The organism is Pseudomonas macauensis, from assembly GCF_047902425.1.
GTDB lineage: Bacteria > Pseudomonadota > Gammaproteobacteria > Pseudomonadales > Pseudomonadaceae > Pseudomonas.
The window spans coordinates 1392291-1416195 of the sequence record NZ_CP138377.1 but is presented as its reverse complement, the minus strand read 5'-3'; the positions used below and the strand labels follow the sequence as shown (position 1 = coordinate 1416195).

The window sequence follows — 23905 nt, the reverse complement described above, 5'->3', positions numbered from 1 at the left end:
AAAAAAGCCCCGGCAACCTGTACCGGTTGCCGGGGCCCGTCCCGCTTCAGATGGTGCGCGAAAAGCGCTCCTGCTGCCCACCGCCCAGGTAGGCATCGAAGGCCATCGCCACGCTGCGCATCATCAGTTGCCCCTGGGGCAGCAGCACCAGCGCATCGTCATGCAACGCCACCAGCCCGTCGCCGGCCTGCTCCTGCAACTGGCGCAGCGAATCGCCGAAGTACTCCTTGAATCGAATGCCGTGACGCGCCTCCAGCGGTGCGTAATCCACGCGACCATGGCACATCAGCGCACCGATCACCTCGCGACGCAGGCAGTCGTCGTCGGTCAGCCGGTAGCCCTTGTGCACCGGCAGCAGGCCCTCGTTGATGCGCGCGTAGTACTGGGACAGCTCCTTCACGTTCTGCCCGTAGGTATCGCCGACCTTGCTGATCGAGGACACGCCCAGCGCGATCAGGTCGCAATCGGCGTGGGTCGAGTAGCCCTGGAAGTTGCGTTGCAGCGTGCCCTTGGCGCGGGCCACGGTCAGTTCGTCGTCGGGCAGCGCGAAGTGGTCCATGCCGATGTAGGCGTAGCCCGCCTCCGTCAGCCGGCGGATGGTCAGCTCCAGCAGCTCCAGCTTGCGCTCGGGCGGCGGCATGTCCTCGCGGCGGATCAGCCGTTGCGCGCGCACCCGCTCGGGCAGGTGGGCGTAGCTGTAGGCGGCGATGCGGTCGGGGCGCAGGGCAATGATCTTGGCCAGGGTGGTGTCGAAGCTCTCCACCGTCTGCAACGGCAGGCCGTAGATCAGGTCCACCGAGACCGACTTGAAGTTCGCCTCGCGGGCGGCCTGGACCAGGTCGAAGACCTGCTGCTCGCTCTGCACGCGGTTGACCGCGGCCTGGACCTTTTCGTCGAAGTCCTGCACGCCGAAGCTCAGGCGGTTGAAGCCCTGGGCGCGCAGTTCGGCGATGCGTTCGCGGCTGATGGTGCGCGGGTCGACTTCAATGGAGAACTCGTGGGCATCGCTTTCGTCCAGGTTGAAGTGCTCGCGCAGGCCGTCCATCAGCTCGCCCAGTTGCTCGCTGGTCAGGTAGGTCGGCGTGCCGCCGCCCAGGTGCAACTGGGTCAGCTTGCGCGACGTATCGAACAGTGCCGCCTGCAGGGCGATCTCGCGCTTGAGGTAATCGAGGTATTCGACGGCGCGGTGGGTCTTCCGGGTGATGATCTTGTTGCAGGCGCAGTAGTAGCAGAGGCTCTGGCAGAACGGGATGTGGATGTACACCGAGAGCGGCTTGGACGGCGCCTCGTTGCTGCGCCGGGCGGCGGCGCGATAGTCGTCGGCGGCGAAGGCGCCATGGAACTGCGGCGTGGTGGGATAGGACGTATAGCGCGGGCCGGGGCGGTCGTACTTTTCCACCAGCGCGCGGTTGAAACTCATCGATTCGGGCATGACACGGCTCCTCTGGCGCTGGCAGTCTGTCGCTGCGAGTCGCCCGACGCACGATACACCGGTCACGCTACGCCGCTCCTGTGCAGGATCAAGAACCTCCCAGACGGCAGCCCGAGCGGCGGCTGCACGAATCTTCCAGACAGGGCATTTTGGCGCGCTATGCTGGCCAACCGGGCAAGCGAGGCGAGAATGGCCCATGCACAAGGACAACTGGATCGACCTGCTGCAGGATGCCGACACCGGCATCCAGAGCCTGCGCGCGCACTTCAAGGGCCACGCCTACGACCCGCACTGGCACGACAGCTACCTGATCGGCTTCACCGAGTCCGGCGTGCAGCAGTTCCGCAGCCGCAACCAGCGCCATATCAGCACCACCGGCAAGGTGTTCTTCCTCGAACCCGGCGACATCCATGACGGCGATGCGCCCACCGAGGGTGGCTTCACCTACCGCACCCTGTATCTCGACGCGCCCTGGCTGGAGCGGGAGATCGCCACGCTGTTCGAAGAAGCGCCGGGCAATTGCCAGTTGGCCGTACCCGAGCTGCTGATCGACGACCCGCAGCTCGCGCGGCGCATCGACAACGCCTTCCAGGCGGTGCACAGCCATGATTTGAAGATCGTCCGGCAGAGCGCCATCGACGATCTGCTCGACGGCATGACCCGCCACCTGCACTGGCGCCAGCGCGGCACCACACAGGCGCACCTGCCGCTGGTGGCGCAGCGCGCGCGGGACTTCCTGCACGCCAACCTGACCACCGACATCGGCCTCGACGACCTGGCCCGCGCCAGCGGCTGCGACCGCTTCCGCCTGACCCGCGCCTTCAAGCAGGCCTTCGGCCTGCCGCCGCATGCCTACCTGATCCAGCTGCGTCTCGCCCGCGCACGCCAGTTGCTCGGGCGCGGCATAGCACCGGCGGAAGTCGCCGCCGATCTCGGCTTCGCCGACCAGAGCCACCTGGGCCGCTGGTTCCGCCGTGCCTACGGAGTGACGCCGGCCTACTACCGCAAGCGCTGCTCAAAGCTTCCAGACTGAGCCCAGCCCCCTGGCGAAGATGAGGCTCCCACCGACTCAGCGGAGCCCTCGCCATGACCCTCGCGCAGATCAGCCAATGGCTGCCCTTCCTGCTTTTCGCCTTCGTGTCGTCCATCACCCCCGGTCCGACCAATCTGCTGGTGTTCAGCAACAGCGCGCGCTTCGGCTGGGGCGCGGCACTACCGATCATCCTCGGCGGTTGCGGCGCCGCCGCTGCACTGGTGCTGGCGGTGGGCAGCGGCCTGGGCGAGGCGCTGGGACGGCTGCCCGGCGTACAGCAGGCCATGAGCGCGGTCGGGGTGCTCTGGCTGAGCTGGCTGGCCTGGCAGATCTTCCGCAGCCCGCCGGTCCGCCTGGAACAGGGCGCCGATGCCGCGCGGCTGGGCCTGGTCGGCGCCGCCGCGTTGCAACTGGTCAATCCCAAGACTTGGATGATGGCGCTGGCGGTGGTCAGCGTGTACGCCGGCCACGGCACCGATCGCCTGGATCGCGTGCAATTGCTGTCGCTGCTGTTCTTCCTTGTGTCGCTGCCCTGCATGACGGTCTGGGCCAGCCTCGGCATCGGCAGCCAGCGCCTGCTCACGCCCCGGCAGATGCAGCGGCTGAACCAGCTGATGGCGATCCTGCTGCTGGTCTCGGCCTGGGCCGGCGCGCTGCTCTGAGCGGCTCAGAGGATGCCGTTGAGCTTCAGCGCCTCGCGCAGGTGCTCGATGAAGGCGTGGATCTTGCGCGTGGCCCGGCGGTTGCTCGGGTACACCGCAAGAATCTGTGCGCCGAAGGTGTCCGGCTCGAAGTAGAACTCATCCAGCACCGTGACCAGCCGCCCGGAGCGCAGGTGCTCCAGCACGCTCCAGCGCGGGCACGGCAGCAGGCCGTGGCCCGTCAGACAAGCCGCCAGCAGCACCGCCTGGTTGTCGCTGCTCAGGCGTCCGTGGCGCGGCGTCGAATAGCGCTCCTCGCCCAGGTCGAACCACCAGCGTTCTTCCAGCGCCGGATGGCGGTAGATCAGGCAGTCGTGCTCGATCACCTCGCGCGGGTGCCGCGGCGTGCCGCGCCGCGCCAGGTAGTCGGGACTCGCGCAGACCACCAGGCGGCTGCCGGCCAGGGGCTGGGCGATCAGCCCCGGCAGGTCGCTGTTGCCCATGCGCAGCGCCAGGTCGTAGCGGCCGTCGAGCAGGTCGAGGTAGCTGTCGGAGAGGTCCACCTGCAGGCGCACATCCGGATGCAGGGCGAGGAAGTCCGCGCAGGCCTGGTCGAGGAAGGCCGGGCCGAACACCAGCGGCGCGGTGATACGCAGCACACCGCGCAGGCTGTGATGCAACTGGGCGATCTCCTCGGTGGTCTCGCGCATGCGTTCCAGCACTTCGCGGGCGCCGTCCAGGTAGAGCTGGCCGGCTTCGGTCAGCGACATGCTGCGCGTGGTGCGCTCGAACAGCCGCGCGCCCAGCTCGCTTTCGAGCAGGCCGATGGCCTTGGTTACCGCCGACGGGGTCTTGCCCAGGCGCTCGGCGGCGCGGCTGAAACTACCGGTTTCGGCACTGGCGACGAACATCTCGAGGCTGCTGAACTTGTCCATATTCGTTCCAAACATTCACAAGTGTTATGAGCGATGACGCCTTTCGAGCCGCCGGCCGCCTCGATAGCCTCTTGCGCAGACCAATAAAAATCAACCGGCACACAAGGTAACCTCATGCACACGTGGCTCAAAGGCGCACTGGCAGTAGCGATCGCGCTCAGCACTTTGGAAGCACAGGCACAGAACGCAGACCTGATCCTGCTCAACGGCAAGGTCTTCACCGCCGAACCCGGCCAGGCGCTGCAGCAGGCCGTCGCGGTGGCGGACGGCAAAGTGCTGAAGGTGGGCTCCAACGACGAAATCCGCGCCCTGGGCGATGCCAGGAGCAAGGTCGTCGATCTGGGTGGCAAGGTGCTGATGCCGGGCTTCATCGACAGCCACTCGCACTCCGTCTTCGGCGGCCTGGAGTTGATCTCCGCCAGCCTGGTGGACGAGCAGATGGACCTCGACGCCTTCATGAAGCGCCTGGAGCAGGACCGCGACAGCGGCAAGGCGCGGGTCGGCGACATCGTGGTGATGAACGGCATGCACTCCAGCTACTGGTCCCAGGCCGACGGCCTGGCCAAGCGCCTGAACCACGGCGAGTGGGCCAAGGTGCCGGTGGTGCTGGCTGGCAGCGACCACCACACCGCCTGGGCCAACGCCGCGATGCTCAAGCGCGCCGGCCTCGACGCCAAGCGCCTGCGCAGCCTGAGCAAGCTGGAACAGCAGAACATCGCCCACGACAAGGACTTCAACCCCACCGGTTTCGTCGTCGACTCTGGCTTCGACCTGGTCGCCGCCGCCATGCCGGCCGCCGACGCCAAGACCATGGACCGCGCGGGCCTGGCCGCGGTGAAGTACAACAACAGCTTCGGCATCACCGCCTGGATGGACCCGGCCGCCAACGGCAGCCCGGGCGAGGCGGTGTTCAATATCAAGCCCACCGAGAAGAGCGTTGGCGTACTGCCGGTGTACCGCAACCTGTCTCGCAACGGCCAGCTCACTGCCCACGTCGCCGCGCTGCAGGTGGTCAATCCGAAGAGCAGCCCGGCCGATCTGGACGTGATCGAAAAGGTCCGCGAGCAATTCCAGGGCGTGCCCAACCTGACGCTGCCGGGCATCAAGGTGTTCGCCGATGGCGTGATCGAATTCCCGGCACAGTCCGCCGCACTGCTGGAGGACTACAAGAACAGCCACAAGCCCGGCGAGCTGCTGATCGATCCGAAGCATTTCGGCGAGTTGGTCAGCGCCGCCGATGCCCGTGGCTGGCTGGTGCACATCCACGCCATCGGCGACCGCGCGGTGCGCGAATCGCTCAACGGCATCGAGCAGGCGCGCAAGGACCGCCAGAGCGGCATCGCCCACTCGATCACCCACCTGCAACTGGTCACCCCGCAGGACTACCCGCGCTTCAAGCAACTGGGCGTGATCGCCTCGATGCAACTGGACTGGGCCGCCGCCGAACCCTACACCGTCGACCTGGTGAAGCCTTACATCGCCGATGACGCCTACCGCGGCATGTATCCGGCCAAGTCCCTGCTGGACAACGGCGCCGAAATCGCCGGCGCCAGCGACTGGCCGGTGTCCACCCCGGACCCGATGAAGGCCATCTACCAGGCCGTCACCCGCAAGGGCGAGCTGGGCGTGCTCATCCCCGAGCAGCGCGTCGACCGCGAAACCATGTTCTACGCCTATACCCGCAATGCCGCGCAGACCATCGGTCTGGACAAGCAGATCGGCACCCTCGCCCCCGGCAAGCAGGCCGACATGGTCGTGCTCGACCGTGACGTGTTCACCGTGCCCGACGAGCAACTGGCCGAAGCCCGCGTGCTGCACACCCTGTTCGAAGGTCGCGAAGTCTACCGCGCCGACGACGCTCCGGCTCTCTGACCGAGTCGGGCTCCTGCGCTGGGGCCTGAACACCCCCGGCGCCCTGCCCGCCAGCCCAGCCTTCTCTTCAAGTCCCTCGGCGACGTCGAGAGCGCTGGTGCTGCGCGGGCCTTTTCGCACTGCCCTACACACAATCACAAAAAAAGGGACATCCGCATGAACCGCCCGCAATGGCTCATCGGTGCGCTGCTCACCTGCGCGCCGCTCACCTCCACCCTGGCCGTGGAACTCAACCAGGACTTCCTCCTGCAGATCGACGCCGCCCTGGTCAGCGACTATCGCACCCGCGGCCTCTCGCAGACCCAGGGCGACCCGGCCGCCCAGTTCGGCCTCACCCTGCAGCACATCAGCGGCCTGTACGTGGGTGCCTGGACCTCCAACGTCGATTACGGCTACGGCTACGACACCCGCCAGGAAGTGGACTACTACGCAGGCTACTACTGGCAGGCCAACGACGACGTCGCCCTGGACCTGGGTTACATCAAGTACACCTATCCCAAGTCGAGCGAGTTCAACCAGAGCGACGTGTACGCCATCCTCCACGCCTATGGCTTCGAGGCGGGGGTCTACTACGGCAACGACTACCCCAACTACTTCGGCGACAGAAACAGCAACCTCTACAGCTACCTGGCCTACAACGCCGAGCTGCCGGCCGAGTTCAAGCTGCGCACGCGCTTCGGCCACAACGACGCCAAGGACCCGCTCTACCTCTCCGGCAGCGGCGACACCCGCGACGGCTACAACGAGTGGGAAGTCAAGCTGAGCCATGAACTGGTGGGGCTGGACTGGTCGCTGAGCTACATCGACACCGACCTTTCGCAGAACGAGTGCTTCAACAACCAGGGTTACAAGGACGTCTGCACCGCCACCGTGGTGGCTGGTGTCTCGAAGACCTTCTAACGCAGGGCGTTCGAGCGGGGCGGCCGCGCGCCCCGTTCGCCCTGCAGGGCGATCAGGCACAGCGCCAGGGCGGCGATATTGGTGGTGACAGGGTTGAAGGCGCCGAGCAGCAGCTCCGGCACCAACAGCGCCACGTCCAGCAGCAGCGCCACCAGCGCCATGCTGGCAATCCACAAGGGCCAGCGGCTGCGACGCAGCAGGAGGATGGCGAGCCCCAGGACCACCTCCGCGGCGCCGGCGGCCTGGGCGATGCGCAGGGTCGAGAGCGGCCAGTCGTGGGCCTCGATCATGCGCACCTCATCGGGACTGAGGAACAACAGCTTGGGCACCAGACCGTGGTAGAGGAACACCACGCCCAGCGCCAGACGCGCTAAGGCGGCGCTAGCCATTACCCAGGAAACGACCGCGGAATTCCGGCGAAGGCACCAGGCAGCGGTCTTCGCGGCCGAACAGGCGGTAGCGGTTGACGGCGATACGGTCGTAGAGCGCGTCGCGCCACTCCATGGGCACCAGCCACAGCACGCGCAGCCAGTTCCACGGCGCCGGCAGCTGGCCGATCACGCGCAGGAAGGCTTCGCTGCGGTCGTAGCCACAGTGACCGTCGATGTACAGCATGGTGTCGAAATAGTCGGTCGGCAGCCCGAACCAGTCGAGGATCGCCTGGCCCTCCGCCGACTGCACGCTGCACAGCTTCACGCGCTGCTGCCGGTCATGACGCAGGAGGAAGCGGCTCCAGCCATTGCACAGGCGGCATGCGCCGTCGAACAGCACAACCTTGTCACCGGGAAGCATGTTGGGGGGCAGCGGCATGGCGTCGTCTCCGGAAGCCTGGTCCGCACACTCTGCCCGCCGTATGTGACAACTACGGGTTCTCATCGCTCACCCATTGGCCAATGAATACAACCGGTACTCCACCCAGCCCGGCCCCAGCCGTCCCTCGCCCACCGCAAGCAGATGGTTCAGCCAGCGGTACCGCTCGTCCCCGACCTCGAAGCGCGGCTGGATCATGAAGTAGGTGTCACCGTACTCGGAGCTCTCGCCCCGGGATACCGCCGTGATGGTCTTCGGATTGGCCACCAGCAGGCCGTTATGCTGCATCAGTATCCGCGCGCCGTCGTCGGTACGCAGCACCAGGCGCACCTCCAGGTGCCAGCCGCCGTCGTTGTCCACCAGAATCCAGTCGCCCCCACCGGGCAGGACTTCGCCGCTCAGGCGCTGCCCCTGGAAGGTTCCGCCGCCGGCCGCCGAGATCAGGCGTTGCCCGTGGGGCACCCGGCCAATTTCCAGCGGCACGCTCGCCTTCACGTGCATGTTCATCAGCGGCTCGAGTTTCATCCACAGCTCCTGCAAGGCGTGCTCATAACCCCTTGAGTAAAGCAGCCGCATCCCTCACCGGCCATGTTCCCCAAGCGCCCTTCTTCAGCCAAACCGATAACGCAGCAGCCGCCCCATGCGCCGCAAGGGCGGGATCGCCAGGGTAATCCGGTACAGCAGGCGCACGCCCAGGGACATCCGGGCGATCTGCGTCTCGTCGTAGGGCTCGACCGTATCGACGAAGCGCAGGCCGGGCACCTGCGCCTCCAGCTCGGCGGAATCATCGATCCCCCAGCGCAGGATCGCGCCGGTCTTGCGGATCATCGGGTGGTACTGCATCCAGCGGATGCCTTGCCGGGTATAGCCGTCGAAGATCAGCTCGCCGCTGCCACAATGCGCGATCAGGGCGCGCAGCAGCCAGGGCACCGCCTCGCTTTCCACGTAGGGCAGCACACCTTCGGCGACGATCAGCACCGGCCGCCCCACCGGTACTACACGCCACCAATCCGGCGTGGTCAGCGCGCTGGCCACCAGGTGACAGTTCTCCCGCGCCGGATACAGGCGCTCGCGCAGGGCGATCACTTCGGGGAAGTCCACCTCGAACCACTGCACGGTGGACGGCGGATCGATACGCCAGACCCGGCTGTCGAGCCCGCAGCCCAGCTGCAGCACCACCGCCTGCGGGTGGCGCGCGAGGAAGTCGCGCACCCAGTCGTCGAACAGCTTGGCCCGCAACGCCACGCCGATCCAACCGGAGCGGCCCAGGTGCAGGCGGGCGAAGTCATAGTCGAGCCGATCCAGCACCCGCCGGGAGAAATGGTCGTGCAGCAGGCTGTCGGGCAGCTCGCTCTCCTTCGCCTTGGCGTAGAAGGTGATCAGCAAGGTTTCCGGCGTACCGCGCAGACCGATGCGCTCCACGGTCACTCGTGCAGGTAGTAGAGCTTGTTGATGATCGACCACTGCGAACCGATGCGCAGCAACGACAGGTAATCGGTGAAATGCATGCCGAGAAAATCGTCCGTCACCTTCGCCACCGCACTGTCGCCGGTGATGTCCAGCGACTTCAGCTCCCATACCGGCGGTGCGCCGGATGACGGCGGCGATTCGGCCTTGATCGCGCCGATGAAGTCATCCAGCGAAGCCCATTCCAGCTCGCCGTGGTAGTTACCGATGATCTTGCAGGACGGATGGAACGCCTGGCGCAACCTCGCCTCGTCGGCAAAGGTCATGCCCTCCACGTAATCCGTGAGAACCCGGTTGATGGCGGCGCTATCGGCCGTGTAGTTGCTCATCTGTGCAGCCCTCCCTGCCGGTGCGTCCGGTATCGGGGAAGGCTAGCACCCTGCCCCGGCCACGCCGTTTGCGGCGACGACCGGGGCCGACCCTTGGGTAGGACTCAGACCACCGCCAGATGCCGCTTGCGCGTGGGCGGCGGGAAGGCGGCGTCGAGCAGTTCGAGGTCTTCGGCGCTCAGGCGCAGTTGCAGCGCGGCGGCGTTGTCGCGCACGTGCAGCGACTCCACCGCCTTAGGAATGGCGATCACCCCCGGCTGGTGGATCAGCCAGGCCAGCGCCACGCGGGCCGGAGTGGCGTCATGCCGGGCGGCGATCTCAGCCAGGGCGCGGTGGCGCAGCAAGCTGCCGCCCTGCCCCACCGGGCAGTAGGCCATCAGCGGCATGCGCTGCTCCTGGCACCAGGGCAGCAGGTCCCATTCGATGCCGCGCTCTTCCAGGCTGTACTGCACCTGGTTGGTGGCGCAGGCCGGCTCGCCGAGCTCCTGCATGTCGTCCAGGTCGAAGTTGGACACGCCCCAGCGGCGGATCTTGCCGGCCTCGCGCAGGCGCTCGAAGGCCTCGACGGTTTCCTCCAGCGGATACTGGCCGCGCCAGTGCAGCAGGTAGAGGTCCAGGCAGTCGGTGCGCAGGCGCTTGAGACTGCGCTCGCAGGCTTCGGGAATACCACGCCGGCTGGCGTTGTGCGGATAGACCTTGCTGACCAGGAAGACCTGCTCGCGCAGCCCGGCGATGGCCTCGCCGACCACCTCTTCCGAGCCGCCTTCGCCGTACATTTCGGCGGTGTCGATCAGGGTCAGGCCGCGCTCGATGCCTTCGCGCAGCGCCGCCACTTCGCGCGAGCGCTCGGAACGGTTCTCGCCCAGGCGCCAGGTGCCCTGGCCGATGGCGGGAACGGCGGTGCCGTCGGCGAATACCACTGTGTTCATCACGTGCTCCTTGTCGTTGGGTTGGGGATCACGGGGCCGACCGCCCGTCGGGGCAGCGGGCTGGACAGGGTAGCGCAGCCGACAGGATTTCGCGTGGGCTCTCAGTGCCAGGGGTCGTAGGTGCCGAAGCTCCAGATATGGCCTTCCAGGTCGCGGCAGGTGAAGCCCTGGCCGCCGTAGTCCTCGTCCTTGATGTCGATGACGATCTGCGCGCCGCCGCCCACGGCCGCGCGATACAGCGCCTCGGCGTCCTTCACCACGACGTAGATGCTCTGGGTGCAGCCGCCGGCCTCGTCGGGCTGGCGCATCAGCCGGCCGTACTCGTTGTCGTGCAGCGAGCCGAGCATCAGCAGCCCGCTGCCATCCCCGAGCACCAGTTGCGCATGGGCGATGCCGCCGTGGTCATCGGCCACCACCAACTGGCGCTGGAAGCCGAAGGTGGCGCACAGCCAGTCGATGGCGCGGGGCGCATCGCGGTAGCGCAGGCACGGGATGACGCTGGGACGGACGGCGGGAACGGGCGTGGACATGGCGATCTCCGACGGGGAACGGGCGCAATGTTTCCAGCATAGCCGCCGGCCTTTCCCCGCTCAGCGCTGTGCGGCGACCAGCAACAGCATCGGCCGCTCACGCTCCTCCGCCAGCGCCGGCTGGGCTTGCACCTGTTCGGCGCTCGGCCCCCAATCCTCGACGTGCCGTAGTCTCAGTCCGGCGCCGATCACCGCGTTGAGAACGCTGCCGAGGGTGCGGTGGTGCTTGAGCACGCCCTTGGCCAGCCAGTCGGTGTGGCGCTCGCCTTCGTCCTGGTAGTGGTCCACAGGCCAGTAGCGGCGACCGTCGGCGTCGACGATCCAGCCGGGTTTGAGCGAGGCCATGTAGATCGGATGCTCGATGGAGAACACCAGGTTGCCGCCGGGGCGCAGTGCGTCGTGCACGTTGCGGAAGAAATGCGGCAGGTCCGCAAGGTAATGCAGGGTCAGCGAGCTGTAGGCCAGGTCGAAGGCCGCGGTGGGCAATTCGAGCTGGTCGAGGTCAGCGTGGAAGTAGCTCACCTGTGGCGCGTCGGTCGTCTCCCGCGCCCGCTCGAGCATCTTCTGCGACACATCCAGGCCGCTCACCGTGCGCGCGCCCTGTTGCGCCGCGTAGCGGCAGAACCACCCGTAACCGCAGCCAAGGTCGACCACGTCCAGTCCCTCCAGCGGCGGCAGCAGCGAGCGCAGCGTCGGCCATTCCGGCGCGCCATCCAGGCCATGCTGCGAGCGCGGCAACTGGGCGTAGCCGGCGAAGAATTCAGGGTTGTCGTAAATGTTCTGCGCCATGGTGCGGACCCTCCTTCTGAGCTACCGATTGTCGGCATCGAGGACCGCTCCGACAACCGGTTGCGGTCAATGCAGGGGCGATCGAAGCGCAATTTCCTGCAAGACCGATTGCCGCCACGGCCGTACTGTCGGAGCACTGATTCCAAGGAGCACAGCATGACCCAGCGCCAACCGATCAACCTGCGGGACAAGCTCTCGCGCCTCCACGAAACCTGGCAGCCCCGGGTGATCGCGGAAATGAACGACTACCAGTTCAAGGTGGTGAAGCTGCACGGCGATTTCGTCTGGCACAGCCACGCCGATACCGATGAGACCTTCATCGTGCTGGACGGCGAGCTGCGCATCGATTTCCGCGACGGTCCGCTCACCCTGCGCGCCGGCGAGCTGTACGTGGTGCCCCGTGGCGTAGAGCACAAGCCATACGCCGAGCATGAGGTACAGGTGATGCTGATCGAACCGCGCGGAGTGCTGAACACCGGCGACGCCGGCGGCGAGCGCACGGCGCAGAACGATCGCTGGATCTGACCGTCGATCGACTGCCCCGCGCATCGCCGATCAGCGGCCATGGCCGGCGCCGGCCCGGCTGCTATGCCTGTGAGGAGGAAACCGCTCCCAGCCAGAGGCTGTAACGCCTGGGATACACGGGCGCGACCCTGGCAGCGGTGCCGATTCGGGTCCGCGAATCTTGCCTGCCCGGACCCGGGCCTGAGGTGCGACATGCTCTATCTGGTGCACTGGACCATTCCCATGGAAAACCGCGACAAGGTCATCCAGCGGTTCCTGCAGACCGGCGGCCAGCCGCCGGCCAACGTCAAGCTGGTCGGGCGCTGGCACGCCATGGGCCACATGATGGGTTTTGGCCTGGCCGAAGCCGAGAATCCCCTCGACGTGCAGCGCTGGATGCTGCAATGGACCGACCTGATGAACCTGCAGGTGCATCCCGCCATGACCGACGCCGAATACGCACCCTTGCTGGTGCAGCAGATGGAAGCGGCGAGCTCGGTCAGTCCCTGACGGCAACCTCGGCCTGCTTGGCGCCGAAGCGCTTGCGGTAGTCGCTGGGCGACATCCCGGTGATCTTGCGGAAGGTGCTGCGGAACGAGCCCGGGTCGAGATAGCCGACCGTAAAGGCGATGTGATCCACCGTGCCGTTGGTGAACTCCAGCATCTCCCGCGCCTTGCCCACCCGCAGGTGCTGGCAGTATTCGGTGGGTTTGAGCCCCGTGGCCGCCCGGAAGCGGCGGAGGAAGGTACGCTCCTCCAGCCCGGCGCGGGCGGCCATCGCGGGCAGGCTCACGTCTACCGCGCCGTTGCCCTGCAGCCAGTGCTGGACCTTGAGGATCGCCGCGTCGCCATGCCCCAGCAGCGGTGCGAAGTTGCTGCCGCACTGCTGCGCGCTGTCGCTGTGCTCTACCACCAGGAAGCGTGCGGTGCGCGAGGCGATGCTGGGCCCGAGCAGGCGGTCGACCACGCGCAGTCCGACTTCCGACCAGGCCATCAGGCCAGCGGAGGTGATCAGGTCACCATCGTCGACGATCGGCTTGTGCGCCTCCAGTCGCACCTTGGGGAAGCGCCGGGCGAACGCCTCGGCCCCGCTCCAGTGGGCGGTGGCGGAGCGCCCGTCGAGCAGGCCGGCCTCGGCCACCAGCAAACCGCCGATGCACACCGAGCCGACAATGGCGCCGTCCGCGTGGCGCGCGGCCAGCCATTGGGTGAGATGGCGCACCGGCGTGGCGTCCGGCAGGCCGAACAGCGACGGCGGCACCAGCACGGCGACCAGGGGGCTGTCCGCGTCGGACGGCAGGTCCGGATGGGTATCGAAGATGCGCCTGGGCGCGGCGCCTTCCTCACCGGACCAGTGGCTGACCCGCAGCGCCGGTAACTGGTCGCCGGCCTCTTCGCTGGAGATGCGCTCGGCCACCGCGAACAGGTCGGTCAGCCCGTGCAGCGCCGCCGCCTGCACACCGGGATAGATCAGCAGGCCGATCTCGACGACGCGCCTTTGCCCAACCATTGTCACTTTACCCCCTGTTATTGTCGTTCCGACTGATCCCGCACCGGCGCGGGATGGCCAATACTGGCTCCACTTCCCACTCACCGAGGATTCGGAAATGGCAAAGCAAGCGCTCATCCTAGTGGATATCCAGAACGACTACTTCCCCGCCGGCAAATGGCCGCTGGTCGGCATCGAGCCCGCCGCCAACCAGGCCGCCAAGGTGCTCGCCGCCTTCCGGGAGCGCGGTGACCTGGTGGTGCATGTCCGCCACGAATTCGCAAGCGATGACGCCCCCTTCTTCGCCCCCGGCAGCGAAGGCGCGCAGATTCACCCGAAGGTCGCCAATCTGCCCGGCGAAGCGGTGGTGCTCAAGCACTTCGTCAACTCGTTCCGCGGCACCGACCTCAAGGCGATCCTCGACCAGCACGGCATCGAGTCCGTCGTCGTGGTCGGTCACATGAGCCACATGTGCGTGGACGGCGCAGTGCGGGCCGCCGCCGACTTCGGCTACGAGGTGACCGTGCTGCACGACGCCTGCGCCACCCTCGACCTGGAATTCAATGGCGTGAAGGTGCCGGCGGCCCAGGTCCATGCGGCCTACATGGCAGCCTTCGCCTTCGCCTATGCGCAGGTGATCTCCACCGCCGAGTACCTCGATCGCTGATCCTCGCGCCACGCTGCAGGGGCCTCTTCGGAGGCCCTTCGTCGTTCAGAAAAGCGCCGCAGCAGCGCCAGCGAATCAACGCAGCGAGACGTGAGAAGTTACCTAACGCCCTGCCGGCTTTCCGCTATCATCGAGGCTCAATCGCCTGCCGATAAGGACATCCCATGAGCGTTTCGTCGATCGTCACCCTGGCTATCATCGCCGGCGTGGTCTTCCTGCTGATCAGCGTGTTCAACCGCCTGGTGGCGCTGCGCAACCGCTATCAGAACGCCTTTGCCCAGATCGAAGTGCAGCTCAAGCGCCGCTACGACCTGATCCCCAACCTGGTGGAAACCGCCAAGGCCTATCTCAAGCATGAGCGCGAGACCCTGGAGGCGGTGATCGCCGCCCGCAACGCGGCGGTCGCAGGTCTGAAGGCCGCCTCCGAGCAGCCCGGCGACGCCGGCCGCATGGCGCAGCTGGCCGCCGCCGAGAACGCCCTGGGCGGCGCCATGGGCCGCCTCAACGTGACCCTGGAAGCCTACCCGGACCTCAAGGCCTCGCAGAACCTGCAACAGGTCAGCGAGGAGCTTTCCAGCACCGAGAACAAGGTCGCCTTCGCCCGCCAGGCCTACAACGACTCGGTGATGGCGTACAACACCTACCGCCAGTCCTTCCCCGCCAACGTCCTGGCCACCACCTACGGCCACAGCAAGGACGCCAGCCTGCTGGAGTTCGAGGACAGCAAGGAAATCCAGGCCGCGCCGAAAGTCGCCTTCTGATCTGAAGCGCGATGAACTTCTTCGAACACCAGGACCGCGCCCGGCGGCAGACCGGGCGCCTGGTCCTGCTGCTGGCCGTCGCGGTGGTCTGCCTGGTGACCATCACCAGCTTTGCCCTGGGCTGGCTCTGGCGGCATTTGGGTGAGCCGACGCTGCACCTGACCTCGCGCGCTTCCCTGCCCGACCCCGAGCTGTACCTGGCGGTGGCCGCCGTGATCATCAGCGTGGTCGTCCTCGGGGCGCTGTACAAGCAGGTGCAATTGAGTGCCGGCGGCAAGGTGGTGGCCGAGAGTCTGGGCGGTCGGCTGCTCAACCTCAGCGCCAGCAATGCCGACGAACGCCGGCTGCTCAACGTCGTCGAGGAAATGGCCCTGGCTTCCGGCTCACCGGTGCCGCCGGTCTATGTGCTGGAAGACGCCTCGATCAACGCCTTTGCCGCCGGCCTGAGTCCACGCGACGCGGTGATCGGGATCACCCGCGGCGCCATCGAGCAGCTTGAGCGCAGCGAACTGCAGGGCGTGATCGCCCACGAATTCAGCCATATCCACCACGGCGACATGCTGCTCAACACGCGCCTTACCGCGCTGCTGCACGGCATCCTCCTGCTCGGCCTGATCGGCGGCATGCTGCTGCGTGGCTGGAACGAGACCAGCACCGGCATCCGCGTCGGTAGCCGCAGTAGCGGCAACGACAAGGACGGTGGCGGCAGCGCGGTGCTGCTGGTCATCGGCTGCGGCGTGGTGCTCTACGTACTGGGCTACGTCGGCACCTTCTTCGGCCAGTTGATCAAGGCCTCGGTCAGCCGTCAGCGCGAGTTCCTGGCCGATGCCTCGGCGGTGCAGTTCACCCGCGATCCCTCCACCATCGCTGGCGCGCTCAAGAAGATCGGCAGCAATCCCTTTGGCGCACTGCTCAGCGCCCCGCGCGCCGCGGAGTTCAGCCACATGTACTTCGGCGACGGCGTCGGCAGCAGCTGGTTCGACACCCACCCGCCGCTGAAGGAGCGCATCCGCCGCGTCGAGCCGGGCTGGAACGGGATCTACCCGAAATTCGAGCCGCGCCTGGACGTGGCACTGATGAACAAGGACGCCTGGACCGCCGCCGTCACCGGCCAGGCCTATCAGCCCAGCGCCGTCGACGTGGCGGTCGCCGCCGTCGGCGCCCCTACGGTCGCTCATCTGCAGGAAGCCCGAGGCACCCTGCAGCGCCTGGACGAACGCCTGCAACGCGCCGCCCATGACACCGAAGGCGCCCAGGCGCTGATCTACGGTCTGCTGCTGGACAGCGAACCCGGCCTGCGCGGCCGCCAGCTGGAGCAGCTCAAGACGCGCCTGGACCTGAGCCTGGCGCTGCAGCTCGACCTGCTGGAAGAGTCGCTGCTGCACCTCGACCCCGGCCAGCGCCTGCCGCTGCTGGACCTGGCCATGCCGGCGCTGAAGCAGCTCGACACCCAGGGCTTTACCGGCCTGCGCGAAAACATGGCCCTGCTGATCAAGTTCGACGGCAAGGTGAAGTTGCTGGAATGGACCCTGCTGCGGATCGTCGAACGCAACCTGCGCCCCGGCAGCGCGAAGATCGGCAACGTGGCGCTGGCGGAACTGGAGGAGCCGGCCGCCGTGCTGCTGGCCTTCCTCGCCCGCGCCGGCGAAACCGGCGATGCGCAGACCGAGCAGGCCTTCACCGATGCCTGGAGCGGATTGCCCTTCGCGCCCCGCCCATTGCCGGCTGGAGGCCAGCTGCGGGAGCTGGAAGCCGCGCTGAAGAAACTGGAACAGTTGCGCCCGCTGCAGAAGCCGCAACTGCTCAAGGCCATGGCCCGTTGCGTCGAGCAGGATGGTCGCATCAACGTCAGCGAGGCGGAGCTGATGCGCGCGGTGGCGGATATCCTCGATTGCCCGATGCCGCCGTTGTTGACGGTATAAACGAAGGAATATCCGCGTGCGTAGGGCGTACAACCGTTCGCGGTTGTACGCCGATACACCGTGCATTCAGTCGGCTCGGTGGTCAGGTTCGGAGCGCTCTGAAACGGCGACTCCAAGTTGAATCCGAGTGTCCTGAAGCCAAGGTCAAACGGCGTATAACGTTGAACGTTATACGCCCTACGAATCCTGATCCTTTGGTAGTCGGCGCGCAAAAGAAAAGGGCCTCCGAAGAGGCCCTTTTCATTCACTCAACCGTCACTCACGCACGGCTGGCGGCACCGCCCTGCTCGGTCTTGGGAGCAAGGTTCAGCGCGTAGTACAGCACCGTCAGCAGCACCAGGAAGGCCGGGCCGATGTACAGCGCGATGCGGGTGTCCTCGAAGAAGGCCATCAGCACCACCACCAGCACCAGGAAGGCCATGGCGAGGTAGGAGCTGACCGGGTACAGCCACATCTTGAACTGCAGCTTGCCAGCTTCGGCGGCGGAGAGGCCGCGGCGGAACTTCAGCTGGGCCAGCAGGATCATCGCCCAGGTCCAGATCGCACCGAAGGTGGCGATGGAGGTCACCCAGGTGAATACCTTTTCCGGCACCAGGTAGTTCAGCAGCACGCCCAGCAGCAGCGCAGCGATGGACAGCAGCAGCGCGTTACGCGGTACGCCGCCCTTGGAGGTCTTGGCGAACACGGCCGGGGCCTGGCCATGCTGGGCGAGGCTGTAGAGCATGCGGCCGGTGCTGAAGATGCCGCCGTTGCAGGACGACAGCGCGGCGGTGATCACCACGAAGTTGATGATGCCGGCGGCGGTCTTGATGCCCATCCGCTCGAAGGTCATCACGAAGGGGCTGCCCTGGGTGCCGATCTCGTTCCACGGGTAGATCGACATGATCACGAACAGCGCGCCCACATAGAACAGCAGGATGCGCCAGAACACCGAGTTGATCGCACCGGGGATGGTCTTCTGCGGGTTCTTCGCTTCACCGGCGGTCAGGCCGATCATCTCCACGCCCAGGTAGGCGAACATCACCATCTGCAGGGACATCAGCACGCCGGTGATGCCGTGGGGCATGAAGCCGCCATTGCTCCAGAGATTCGAGATGCCGGTGGCGATGCCGTCGTTGCCCAGACCGAACATGATCATGCCGCCGCCGACCAGGATCATGGCGACGATGGTGACGATCTTGATCAGGGCGAACCAGAACTCGAACTCACCGAAGGCACGCACCGCCACCAGGTTGATGGTGCCCATGCTCGCCAGCGCGGCCAGCGCCCAGATCCAGCGCGGCACGTCAGGGAACCAGATGCCCATGTAGATGGCCACCGCGGTGATTTCCGCGACACAGGTCACCAGCCAGAGGAACCAGTAGTTCCAGCCGGTCAGGTAGCCGGCCAGTGGGCCGAGGTAGTCCTGGGCGTAGCGGGCGAAGGAACCGGCCACGGGGTTGTGCACGGCCATCTCGCCAAGGGCGCGCATGATCACGAGGATGGCGAGACCGCCGATGATGTAGGAGAGCATGATGGCCGGGCCGGCCATCTGGATGGCCTTGGCGGAGCCGAGGAACAGGCCGACGCCGATGCAGGCGCCCAGGGCCATGAGACGGATGTGCCGCTCATTGAGATCCCGCTGGAGATCGTGGGACGACATGGTGATGCAACCTCATTTTGTTCTTGGGGAATATCAGCTGCGGACTCGAAGTACAGTCGGGATGCGGAAACGCCGGAAAAAAGCTTCGCCACCGCGCCGGTCGGCACAGGGGGCGGAAGATTCTGGTGATTCCAGGACGGCACACCGCAAGAGGCTGCCCGCTCTTGTGGAGTGGACGTGGGCATTGCGGGAGTGGACCACGGCTGAGGTCGCTGCCGAATTTACACAAGTCCGCCGGAGACGTCTGCCCCAAAAGGGTGCCTTTTGACCAAAGGCGTAGGGAGGATTCGTCGCGCCAGGTGCAACCCGGTCGTACTCAGCCGGCCAGCGGTTGCAAGTCCAGCAGCAACGAGCAGGGCTTGCCGCTTTCCGGATGGCGCGGCTCGCGCAGTTGCCGCACACCCCAGCCAGTGGCGGCGAGCAGCGTCAGCCAGGATTCCAGGGTGCGGTAATACCAGGGCATCGGCGCGCTGAAGGCCTCGCCGAACGCGGCGAAGGTCTCCAGCCGCCAGCCATCGGCGTAGGGTTCGTCGCCGCAGGCGGACCAGGGATGCACGGTTTGGATCAGCAGGCGGCCGGCGGGTTCGAGGCGCTCGCGCAGGGCCAGGAGCAGCGGCGCGATGGATTCGTCGAGCAGGGCGAAGTTGCAGACCAGCGTATCGAAGCGCCCCAGGGACTCGCCCTCGGTGATCAGCCCGGTGTAGTCCATCACCTCGAAGCGCCCACCGCCCGACTGGCGAGCGGCCTCGATCAGCGGCGCGGAAGCATCCACCCCCACACACTCGCTGCCCCGCCTCGCCAGGGTCCGGCATAGCCAGCCCTCGCCACAACCGATGTCCAGCACGCGGCGTGCCGGCCCTGCGGCGACGGCGTCGAGGATCGCCGCGTCGGTCACCAGGCGCCGGCTCTCGATGCGCTGCTCGCGTACGGCACGGGTCCAGGCGTCGGCGTTGGCCTGCCAACTGTGGCGAATGCGGGCGCTCTGGTCGGTCATGGAATCCTCCTATTGAGCATCCGGTGAGCCATGCCTTACGAATCTCGACTGCGGCGTCAGGCGGTTCGCGAGCAAGCTCGCTCCTACGAAAAGCGCGCCGGGGCATACCTGTAGGAGCGAGCTTGCTCGCGAACCGCCCAGAGATCGAAGCAAGAAAAGTATCCCCTACCGCGCCCCGTCACTGAGTCTTCCACCCCTTGGGCACCGCCAATCCCTTGGGCGGCGGGGTCTGCGGCAGCATCTCGCGGCAACCGGCGTCGCGGAACGGCCCGCCGATCTTCTGCCAGCCGTCCCCCGGCGAGGTCTGCTGGCAGGCATAGCGGCCGTCCAGCTTGCTCTGCCACTTGTAGAACGGCATGGGCGCGGCGATGGCGCTGAGCGAGATCAGCAGCAGGGACGCGACGGGCAGAAAAAACGAACGCATGGCCGGAAAGTCCTGTCGAAGAAATCAGGGGCTGCCAAGGCCGGGGTACAGTACGGCAAAAACCTGGCAGACCCGCCTATTGCACCTGCTGGCCGTCGGCAAATCAATCCGACGGGCGCGGAAGGGTGCAGCGCGGCGCGCAGAATTTTCGCCGCCTACTACGCTGGAAATTAGGAAAGCCGCTATCTCAGGGCTTTCGCGGCGTCGGGAGGGGCGCCGGTCGTCACGTGGGCGGAGTCCGCTTACCTAGGCTGTGGTTTGAGCATGGGCAGGTCGTGAAATGGATAGCTCGAAGCATTCCGGTACGCATAATGATGCAGCTCAACCGGGTCGCTCGGAGCCCGGTATTTCCCCGACGAAAGTTCACCATCACCGTTTCCTGCTGCTATTTCTCTTCCTCTTGCCGCTGCTCGCCACCATCGGTGCCGCGCTGCTTTATGAGGCGCACACCTCCAAGCTGCAGGCGCGCGAGCTGGCGCGCTACGCCGGCGAGCTGACCTGGCAATTGTCGCAAGGCCCCAGCAGCGCGGTGGTGTACCCACAGAGCGGGCCGTTCGACCGCAGGCTCGGCTACCTGCAATTGCCGACCTTCCTCGACCGCTTGCACCAACGCAACTTCATCACCCTTAGCCAGGCGCGCTTCTCCGAACCGCTGATGCAATACGCCGGCCACGGCCTGTTCCCGCCGTATCCGGAGAAGATCCAGGCCGGCGTGGACATCGCCGACTGCCGCGGCCTGCCGATCTACGCCTTCCGCTACCCGCAGCGGTTGTACGCCAACTTCGACAGCATTTCCCCGCTGATCGTGCAGAGCCTGCTGTTCATCGAGAACCGCGACCTGCTGGACACCCAGCGCCCCTATCTGAACCCGGCCATCGACTGGAGCCGCTTCACCCAGGCCTCGCTGGCTCAGGTGGGCAAGCTGGTCGGCATGGGCAACCACGCCCCTGGCGGCAGCACCCTGGCCACGCAGATCGAGAAGTACCGGCACTCCGAGGACGGCCGCACCAACTCCATCACCGACAAGCTGCGGCAGATGGCGTCGGCCAGCGTGCGCACCTACCTGGGCGGCGCGGAAAACCTGGCGGCGCGGCGCAACGTGGTGCTCACCTACCTCAACTCGGTGCCGCTCTCGGCACAGCCGGGCTATGGCGAAGTCAGCGGCCTGCCGGACGGCCTGTGGATCTGGTACGGCGCCGACTACCAGCAGGTCAACCAACTCCTCAGCGCACCGCCAGCCAGCGGTGTTTCGCTGGCCGAACAGGGCAAGGCGCTGCGCCAGGTCATCTCGCTGATGATCGCCCACCGCCGCCCCTCCTGGTACCTGGCCCGTGGCCGCGACCAGCTGTCCGGGCTGACCGACAGCTACCTGCGGCTGCTCGCCCAATCCGGGGTCGTCTCCGCCTCGCTGAGCGACACGGCGCTGAAACAGAAACTGGTCTTCCGCGACCCGCGCAACCAGCCCACCGTCACCCCGCTGGAGAACAACAAGGGCGTGACCCTGGCGCGTACCCGCCTGGCCGGGATGCTCGACGTGCCGCTGTACGACCTGGACCGCTTCGACCTGTCCTTCACCACCACCTTGCAGCACGAGCTGCAGGAACAGGTCACCGCCTACCTGCGGCACCTCTCCGATCCGGAGTTCGCCGCGCAGATCGGGCTGTTCGGCGAGCACCTGCTCTCCGAGGACAAGACCAAGGACGTGCGCTACAGCTTCACCCTGTTCGAGCGCACCGCCAGCGGCAATCGCGTGCGCGTGCAGACCGACAACACCGAGCAGCCGTTCGACATCAACGAAGGCAGCAAGCTGGAGCTGGGTTCCACCGCCAAGCTGCGGGTGCTGTCCACCTACCTGGAAACCATCGCCGACCTGCACGACCAGTACGCGCCGATGAGCACCGCCGACCTGAAGAAGGTGCAGGTGGAGCCCATCGACTTCCTCAGCCGCTGGGCCATCGACTACCTGATCGCCGCCAAGGACCGCAACCTGCCGGACATGCTCAGTGCGGCCATGCAACGCAAGTACTCCGCCAGCCCTTACGAGGCATTCTTCACCGGCGGCGGCATCCACACCTTCAGCAACTTCCGCAAGGAGGACAACGGCCGCATCCCGACCATCCAGGATGCCCTGCGCGAGTCGATCAACCTGCCCTTCGTGCGCCTGCTGCGCGACCTGGTGCGTCACGACATGTACTCCAACGAAGGCAGCAAGGTCGCCGTACTGGCCAACGACAAGGACCCGCGGCGCGAGGACTACCTCAACCGCTTCGTCGACAAGGAAAGCCAGGTCTACCTGCTGCGCTTCTGGCAGAAATACAAGGGCAAGACCACCGATGACCGCCTCGACACCTTCCTCGACGGCCTGCGCGCCTGGCCGGTGCGGCTGGCGGCGATCCACCGCTACCTGCAACCGCAGGCAGACCTGCCGACCTTCACCACCTTCCTCCAGGACCGCCTGAAGAAAGGCAAGTACGTGGGCGAGAAACTGACCGACAAGCGCATCGCCGACCTCTACACGCACTATGGTCCAGGCGCCTTCGACCTCAACGACCAGGGCTACGTCGCCCGCGTGCACCCGCTGGAACTCTGGCTGCTCGGCTACCTGCAGCGGCAGCCGGCGGCCACCTTCAACGACGCGGTGGCGGCCAGCGTGGCAGAACGCAAACAGGTCTATGGCTGGCTGTTCAAGTCGCGGCACAAGTACGCACGGGACAAGCGCATCCGCATCATGCTGGAGGTGGAAGCCTTCCTCGACCTGCATGAGCAGTGGAAGCGCCTGGGCTATCCCTTCGACCACCTGGTGCCGTCGCTGGCCACTGCGCTGGGCAGCTCCGGCGACCGCCCGGCGGCGCTGGCCGAGCTGATGGGGATCATCCTCAACGATGGCGTGCGCCTACCGACCCTGCGCATCGACAGCCTGCGCTTCGCCGCCAACACGCCGTACGAAGCCAGCCTCGGCCCGCAGTCGAACACCGGTCGCCAGGTGATGCGCTCGGAAGTGGCCCAGGCCCTGCGCACCGCACTGTCCCAGGTGGTGGACGCCGGTACCGCGCGGCGCCTGTCCGGCAGCTTCAAGCTGGCCGACGGCAGCGCCCTGGTGATGGGCGGCAAGACCGGCACCGGCGACAACCGCATCGAGAGCGTGACCCGCAGCGGTTGGGTGAAGAGCTCCAAGGCGATGAACCGCACCGCGACCTTCGTGTTCTACCTCGGCCCACGCCACTTCGGCACCCTCACCGCCTACGTGGCCGGCAGCGAGTCGGACAACTTCAAGTTCACCTCGGCCCTGCCTGTGCAGGTGCTCAAGGGCATGGCGCCGATGCTGGCGAGTTACCTGGAACCGGGGATCAGCACCGGGTGCCAGACGCCGATCGACAATCTGCGGGTGAGTTGGCGGTAAACACCGATGCCAGCCCTGTAGGGGCGAGCTTGCTCGCGAACAGCCGGACGCCATGAGTGTCCAGCCGGGTTCGCGAGCCAGCTCGCTCCTACGAAAAGCTCTGAGTTCGCTGGCCGACGCCATCCACGTCAAACACCCCGGCGCAGATACATCCCTGAACCCTACGAAAAGCCGCGCCGTTATTTGCCCTGGACGGTCTTCACGTACAACCCCTCCACCTGCTCCCGCGCCCAAGGCGTGCGGCGCAGGAAGGTCAGGCTGGACTTGATGCTCGGGTCGTTCTTGAAGCAGCGGATATCGATGCGCTTGGCCAGCCCCTCCCAACCGTACTGCTCGACCAGGCGGTTGAGGATGGCTTCCAGGGTCACGCCGTGCAGCGGGTTCTTCGGTTTTTCAGTCATGGTCCGGCTTCGACAGGTGAGAATCCGCCGCACC

General features: G+C 66.5%; 25 protein-coding genes. 10 read left to right on the top strand and 15 right to left on the bottom strand.

Annotated elements, in window-relative coordinates; genetic code table 11:
* Positions 1–46 precede the first annotated feature (46 nt).
* The gene (gene hemN / locus SD196_RS06690) at positions 47–1432 is read right to left on the bottom strand and encodes an oxygen-independent coproporphyrinogen III oxidase (protein WP_343574354.1); all 1386 of its coding nucleotides are present in this window, start codon (positions 1430–1432) and stop codon (positions 47–49) included.
* 196 nt (positions 1433–1628) lie between these two features.
* Here hemN and SD196_RS06685 point away from each other — a divergent pair, with 196 nt between their 5' ends.
* Both SD196_RS06685 and SD196_RS06680 read left to right on the top strand, forming a co-directional pair.
* Positions 1629–2465 (top strand): AraC family transcriptional regulator, encoded by an 837-nt coding sequence (locus SD196_RS06685; RefSeq protein WP_331316477.1) that lies wholly within the window; start codon positions 1629–1631, stop codon positions 2463–2465.
* A 53-nt stretch (positions 2466–2518) separates the two neighbouring features.
* Positions 2519–3127 (top strand): LysE family translocator, encoded by a 609-nt coding sequence (locus SD196_RS06680; RefSeq protein WP_275610583.1) that lies wholly within the window; start codon positions 2519–2521, stop codon positions 3125–3127.
* 5 nt (positions 3128–3132) lie between these two features.
* Here the strand turns inward: SD196_RS06680 and SD196_RS06675 are convergent, their stop codons facing one another.
* Positions 3133–4041, bottom strand: coding sequence for a LysR substrate-binding domain-containing protein (locus SD196_RS06675; RefSeq protein WP_416311205.1), 909 nt, complete (start codon positions 4039–4041; stop codon positions 3133–3135).
* A gap of 114 nt (positions 4042–4155) precedes the next feature.
* On the opposite strand from SD196_RS06675, the gene SD196_RS06670 reads away from it, so the two are divergent.
* Positions 4156–5913 (top strand): amidohydrolase, encoded by a 1758-nt coding sequence (locus SD196_RS06670; protein WP_343574360.1) that lies wholly within the window; start codon positions 4156–4158, stop codon positions 5911–5913.
* A 156-nt stretch (positions 5914–6069) separates the two neighbouring features.
* Positions 6070–6813, top strand: coding sequence for a TorF family putative porin (locus tag SD196_RS06665; RefSeq protein WP_275610580.1), 744 nt, complete (start codon positions 6070–6072; stop codon positions 6811–6813).
* On the opposite strand, the gene SD196_RS06660 is transcribed toward SD196_RS06665, so the two are convergent.
* The 8 genes from SD196_RS06660 to SD196_RS06625 form a co-directional block, all read right to left on the bottom strand.
* The gene (locus SD196_RS06660) at positions 6810–7202 is read right to left on the bottom strand and encodes a DoxX-like family protein (RefSeq protein WP_331316484.1); all 393 of its coding nucleotides are present in this window, start codon (positions 7200–7202) and stop codon (positions 6810–6812) included. The two genes, SD196_RS06665 and SD196_RS06660, sit on opposite strands and share 4 nt — an antisense overlap.
* Positions 7195–7623: a thiol-disulfide oxidoreductase DCC family protein gene (locus tag SD196_RS06655; protein WP_416311204.1), complete on the bottom strand. Its 429-nt coding sequence runs from the start codon at positions 7621–7623 to the stop codon at positions 7195–7197. The genes SD196_RS06660 and SD196_RS06655 overlap by 8 nt, the downstream gene beginning before the upstream one ends.
* A gap of 69 nt (positions 7624–7692) precedes the next feature.
* Positions 7693–8148 (bottom strand): DUF3237 domain-containing protein, encoded by a 456-nt coding sequence (locus SD196_RS06650; protein ID WP_331316486.1) that lies wholly within the window; start codon positions 8146–8148, stop codon positions 7693–7695.
* A gap of 84 nt (positions 8149–8232) precedes the next feature.
* Complete coding sequence (locus tag SD196_RS06645; RefSeq protein WP_275610576.1) at positions 8233–9045, bottom strand: class I SAM-dependent methyltransferase; 813 nt, start codon at positions 9043–9045, stop codon at positions 8233–8235.
* A gap of 2 nt (positions 9046–9047) precedes the next feature.
* Entirely contained in the window at positions 9048–9419 is a 372-nt protein-coding gene (locus SD196_RS06640; RefSeq protein ID WP_331316490.1) for a nuclear transport factor 2 family protein, read from the bottom strand.
* 104 nt (positions 9420–9523) lie between these two features.
* The gene (locus SD196_RS06635) at positions 9524–10348 is read right to left on the bottom strand and encodes an aldo/keto reductase (protein WP_416311203.1); all 825 of its coding nucleotides are present in this window, start codon (positions 10346–10348) and stop codon (positions 9524–9526) included.
* Positions 10349–10449: 101 nt separating this feature from the next.
* Positions 10450–10878, bottom strand: a complete 429-nt coding sequence (locus SD196_RS06630; RefSeq protein WP_416311202.1) for a VOC family protein — start codon at positions 10876–10878, stop codon at positions 10450–10452.
* Between the two features lie 60 nt (positions 10879–10938).
* Positions 10939–11667 carry a class I SAM-dependent methyltransferase gene (locus SD196_RS06625; protein ID WP_331316496.1) on the bottom strand — a complete coding sequence of 243 codons (729 nt, stop codon included), beginning with the start codon at positions 11665–11667 and terminating at the stop codon, positions 10939–10941.
* 156 nt (positions 11668–11823) lie between these two features.
* Here SD196_RS06625 and SD196_RS06620 point away from each other — a divergent pair, with 156 nt between their 5' ends.
* The gene (locus tag SD196_RS06620; RefSeq protein WP_275610571.1) at positions 11824–12192 is read left to right on the top strand and encodes a cupin domain-containing protein; all 369 of its coding nucleotides are present in this window, start codon (positions 11824–11826) and stop codon (positions 12190–12192) included.
* A gap of 192 nt (positions 12193–12384) precedes the next feature.
* The gene (locus tag SD196_RS06615; RefSeq protein ID WP_275610570.1) at positions 12385–12681 is read left to right on the top strand and encodes a DUF3303 domain-containing protein; all 297 of its coding nucleotides are present in this window, start codon (positions 12385–12387) and stop codon (positions 12679–12681) included.
* Here the strand turns inward: SD196_RS06615 and SD196_RS06610 are convergent.
* Positions 12671–13681 (bottom strand): GlxA family transcriptional regulator, encoded by a 1011-nt coding sequence (locus SD196_RS06610; RefSeq protein ID WP_275610569.1) that lies wholly within the window; start codon positions 13679–13681, stop codon positions 12671–12673. The two genes, SD196_RS06615 and SD196_RS06610, sit on opposite strands and share 11 nt — an antisense overlap.
* A gap of 97 nt (positions 13682–13778) precedes the next feature.
* On the opposite strand from SD196_RS06610, the gene SD196_RS06605 reads away from it, so the two are divergent.
* The 3 genes from SD196_RS06605 (at position 13779) to SD196_RS06595 (ending at position 17010) form a co-directional block, all read left to right on the top strand.
* Entirely contained in the window at positions 13779–14327 is a 549-nt protein-coding gene (locus tag SD196_RS06605; RefSeq protein ID WP_331316501.1) for a cysteine hydrolase family protein, read from the top strand.
* A 164-nt stretch (positions 14328–14491) separates the two neighbouring features.
* On the top strand, positions 14492–15088 hold the full coding sequence (locus SD196_RS06600) for a LemA family protein (protein ID WP_331316503.1): 597 nt from the start codon (positions 14492–14494) through the stop codon (positions 15086–15088).
* 11 nt (positions 15089–15099) lie between these two features.
* Positions 15100–17010, top strand: a complete 1911-nt coding sequence (locus SD196_RS06595; RefSeq protein ID WP_416311201.1) for a M48 family metallopeptidase — start codon at positions 15100–15102, stop codon at positions 17008–17010.
* Positions 17011–17269: 259 nt separating this feature from the next.
* Here the strand turns inward: SD196_RS06595 and SD196_RS06590 are convergent, their stop codons facing one another.
* The 3 genes from SD196_RS06590 to SD196_RS06580 all read right to left on the bottom strand — a co-directional run bounded on the left by SD196_RS06590 (position 17270) and on the right by SD196_RS06580 (position 20070).
* Positions 17270–18652, bottom strand: coding sequence for an amino acid permease (locus SD196_RS06590; protein WP_275610565.1), 1383 nt, complete (start codon positions 18650–18652; stop codon positions 17270–17272).
* 316 nt (positions 18653–18968) lie between these two features.
* Positions 18969–19646: a class I SAM-dependent methyltransferase gene (locus tag SD196_RS06585; RefSeq protein ID WP_416311200.1), complete on the bottom strand. Its 678-nt coding sequence runs from the start codon at positions 19644–19646 to the stop codon at positions 18969–18971.
* Between the two features lie 178 nt (positions 19647–19824).
* A complete protein-coding gene (locus SD196_RS06580) occupies positions 19825–20070 on the bottom strand; it encodes a hypothetical protein (RefSeq protein ID WP_343574397.1) in 246 nt (81 codons plus the stop codon).
* 280 nt (positions 20071–20350) lie between these two features.
* On the opposite strand from SD196_RS06580, the gene SD196_RS06575 reads away from it, so the two are divergent.
* Positions 20351–23470 (top strand): transglycosylase domain-containing protein, encoded by a 3120-nt coding sequence (locus SD196_RS06575; protein WP_416311199.1) that lies wholly within the window; start codon positions 20351–20353, stop codon positions 23468–23470.
* 179 nt (positions 23471–23649) lie between these two features.
* Here SD196_RS06575 and SD196_RS06570 read toward each other — a convergent pair whose 3' ends face one another.
* Positions 23650–23871 (bottom strand): VF530 family protein, encoded by a 222-nt coding sequence (locus SD196_RS06570; RefSeq protein WP_275610562.1) that lies wholly within the window; start codon positions 23869–23871, stop codon positions 23650–23652.
* Positions 23872–23905 lie beyond the last annotated feature (34 nt).

Bases quoted from the DNA above. Each gene is read 5' to 3' on its own strand.
- hemN (WP_343574354.1), bottom strand. From the start codon at position 1,432: ATGCCCGAATCGATGAGTTTCAACCGCGCGCTGGTGGAAAAGTACGAC.
- SD196_RS06605 (WP_331316501.1), top strand. From the start codon at position 13,779: ATGGCAAAGCAAGCGCTCATCCTAGTGGATATCCAGAACGACTACTTC.
- SD196_RS06680 (WP_275610583.1), top strand. From the start codon at position 2,519: ATGACCCTCGCGCAGATCAGCCAATGGCTGCCCTTCCTGCTTTTCGCC.
- SD196_RS06670 (WP_343574360.1), top strand. From the start codon at position 4,156: ATGCACACGTGGCTCAAAGGCGCACTGGCAGTAGCGATCGCGCTCAGC.
- SD196_RS06635 (WP_416311203.1), bottom strand. From the start codon at position 10,348: ATGAACACAGTGGTATTCGCCGACGGCACCGCCGTTCCCGCCATCGGC.
- SD196_RS06655 (WP_416311204.1), bottom strand. From the start codon at position 7,623: ATGCCGCTGCCCCCCAACATGCTTCCCGGTGACAAGGTTGTGCTGTTC.
- SD196_RS06630 (WP_416311202.1), bottom strand. From the start codon at position 10,878: ATGTCCACGCCCGTTCCCGCCGTCCGTCCCAGCGTCATCCCGTGCCTG.
- SD196_RS06595 (WP_416311201.1), top strand. From the start codon at position 15,100: ATGAACTTCTTCGAACACCAGGACCGCGCCCGGCGGCAGACCGGGCGC.
- SD196_RS06570 (WP_275610562.1), bottom strand. From the start codon at position 23,871: ATGACTGAAAAACCGAAGAACCCGCTGCACGGCGTGACCCTGGAAGCC.
- SD196_RS06590 (WP_275610565.1), bottom strand. From the start codon at position 18,652: ATGTCGTCCCACGATCTCCAGCGGGATCTCAATGAGCGGCACATCCGT.
- SD196_RS06660 (WP_331316484.1), bottom strand. From the start codon at position 7,202: ATGGCTAGCGCCGCCTTAGCGCGTCTGGCGCTGGGCGTGGTGTTCCTC.
- SD196_RS06665 (WP_275610580.1), top strand. From the start codon at position 6,070: ATGAACCGCCCGCAATGGCTCATCGGTGCGCTGCTCACCTGCGCGCCG.
- SD196_RS06575 (WP_416311199.1), top strand. From the start codon at position 20,351: ATGGATAGCTCGAAGCATTCCGGTACGCATAATGATGCAGCTCAACCG.
- SD196_RS06675 (WP_416311205.1), bottom strand. From the start codon at position 4,041: ATGGACAAGTTCAGCAGCCTCGAGATGTTCGTCGCCAGTGCCGAAACC.
- SD196_RS06640 (WP_331316490.1), bottom strand. From the start codon at position 9,419: ATGAGCAACTACACGGCCGATAGCGCCGCCATCAACCGGGTTCTCACG.
- SD196_RS06650 (WP_331316486.1), bottom strand. From the start codon at position 8,148: ATGAAACTCGAGCCGCTGATGAACATGCACGTGAAGGCGAGCGTGCCG.
- SD196_RS06620 (WP_275610571.1), top strand. From the start codon at position 11,824: ATGACCCAGCGCCAACCGATCAACCTGCGGGACAAGCTCTCGCGCCTC.
- SD196_RS06585 (WP_416311200.1), bottom strand. From the start codon at position 19,646: ATGACCGACCAGAGCGCCCGCATTCGCCACAGTTGGCAGGCCAACGCC.
- SD196_RS06685 (WP_331316477.1), top strand. From the start codon at position 1,629: ATGCACAAGGACAACTGGATCGACCTGCTGCAGGATGCCGACACCGGC.
- SD196_RS06600 (WP_331316503.1), top strand. From the start codon at position 14,492: ATGAGCGTTTCGTCGATCGTCACCCTGGCTATCATCGCCGGCGTGGTC.
- SD196_RS06610 (WP_275610569.1), bottom strand. From the start codon at position 13,681: ATGGTTGGGCAAAGGCGCGTCGTCGAGATCGGCCTGCTGATCTATCCC.
- SD196_RS06625 (WP_331316496.1), bottom strand. From the start codon at position 11,667: ATGGCGCAGAACATTTACGACAACCCTGAATTCTTCGCCGGCTACGCC.
- SD196_RS06615 (WP_275610570.1), top strand. From the start codon at position 12,385: ATGCTCTATCTGGTGCACTGGACCATTCCCATGGAAAACCGCGACAAG.
- SD196_RS06580 (WP_343574397.1), bottom strand. From the start codon at position 20,070: ATGCGTTCGTTTTTTCTGCCCGTCGCGTCCCTGCTGCTGATCTCGCTC.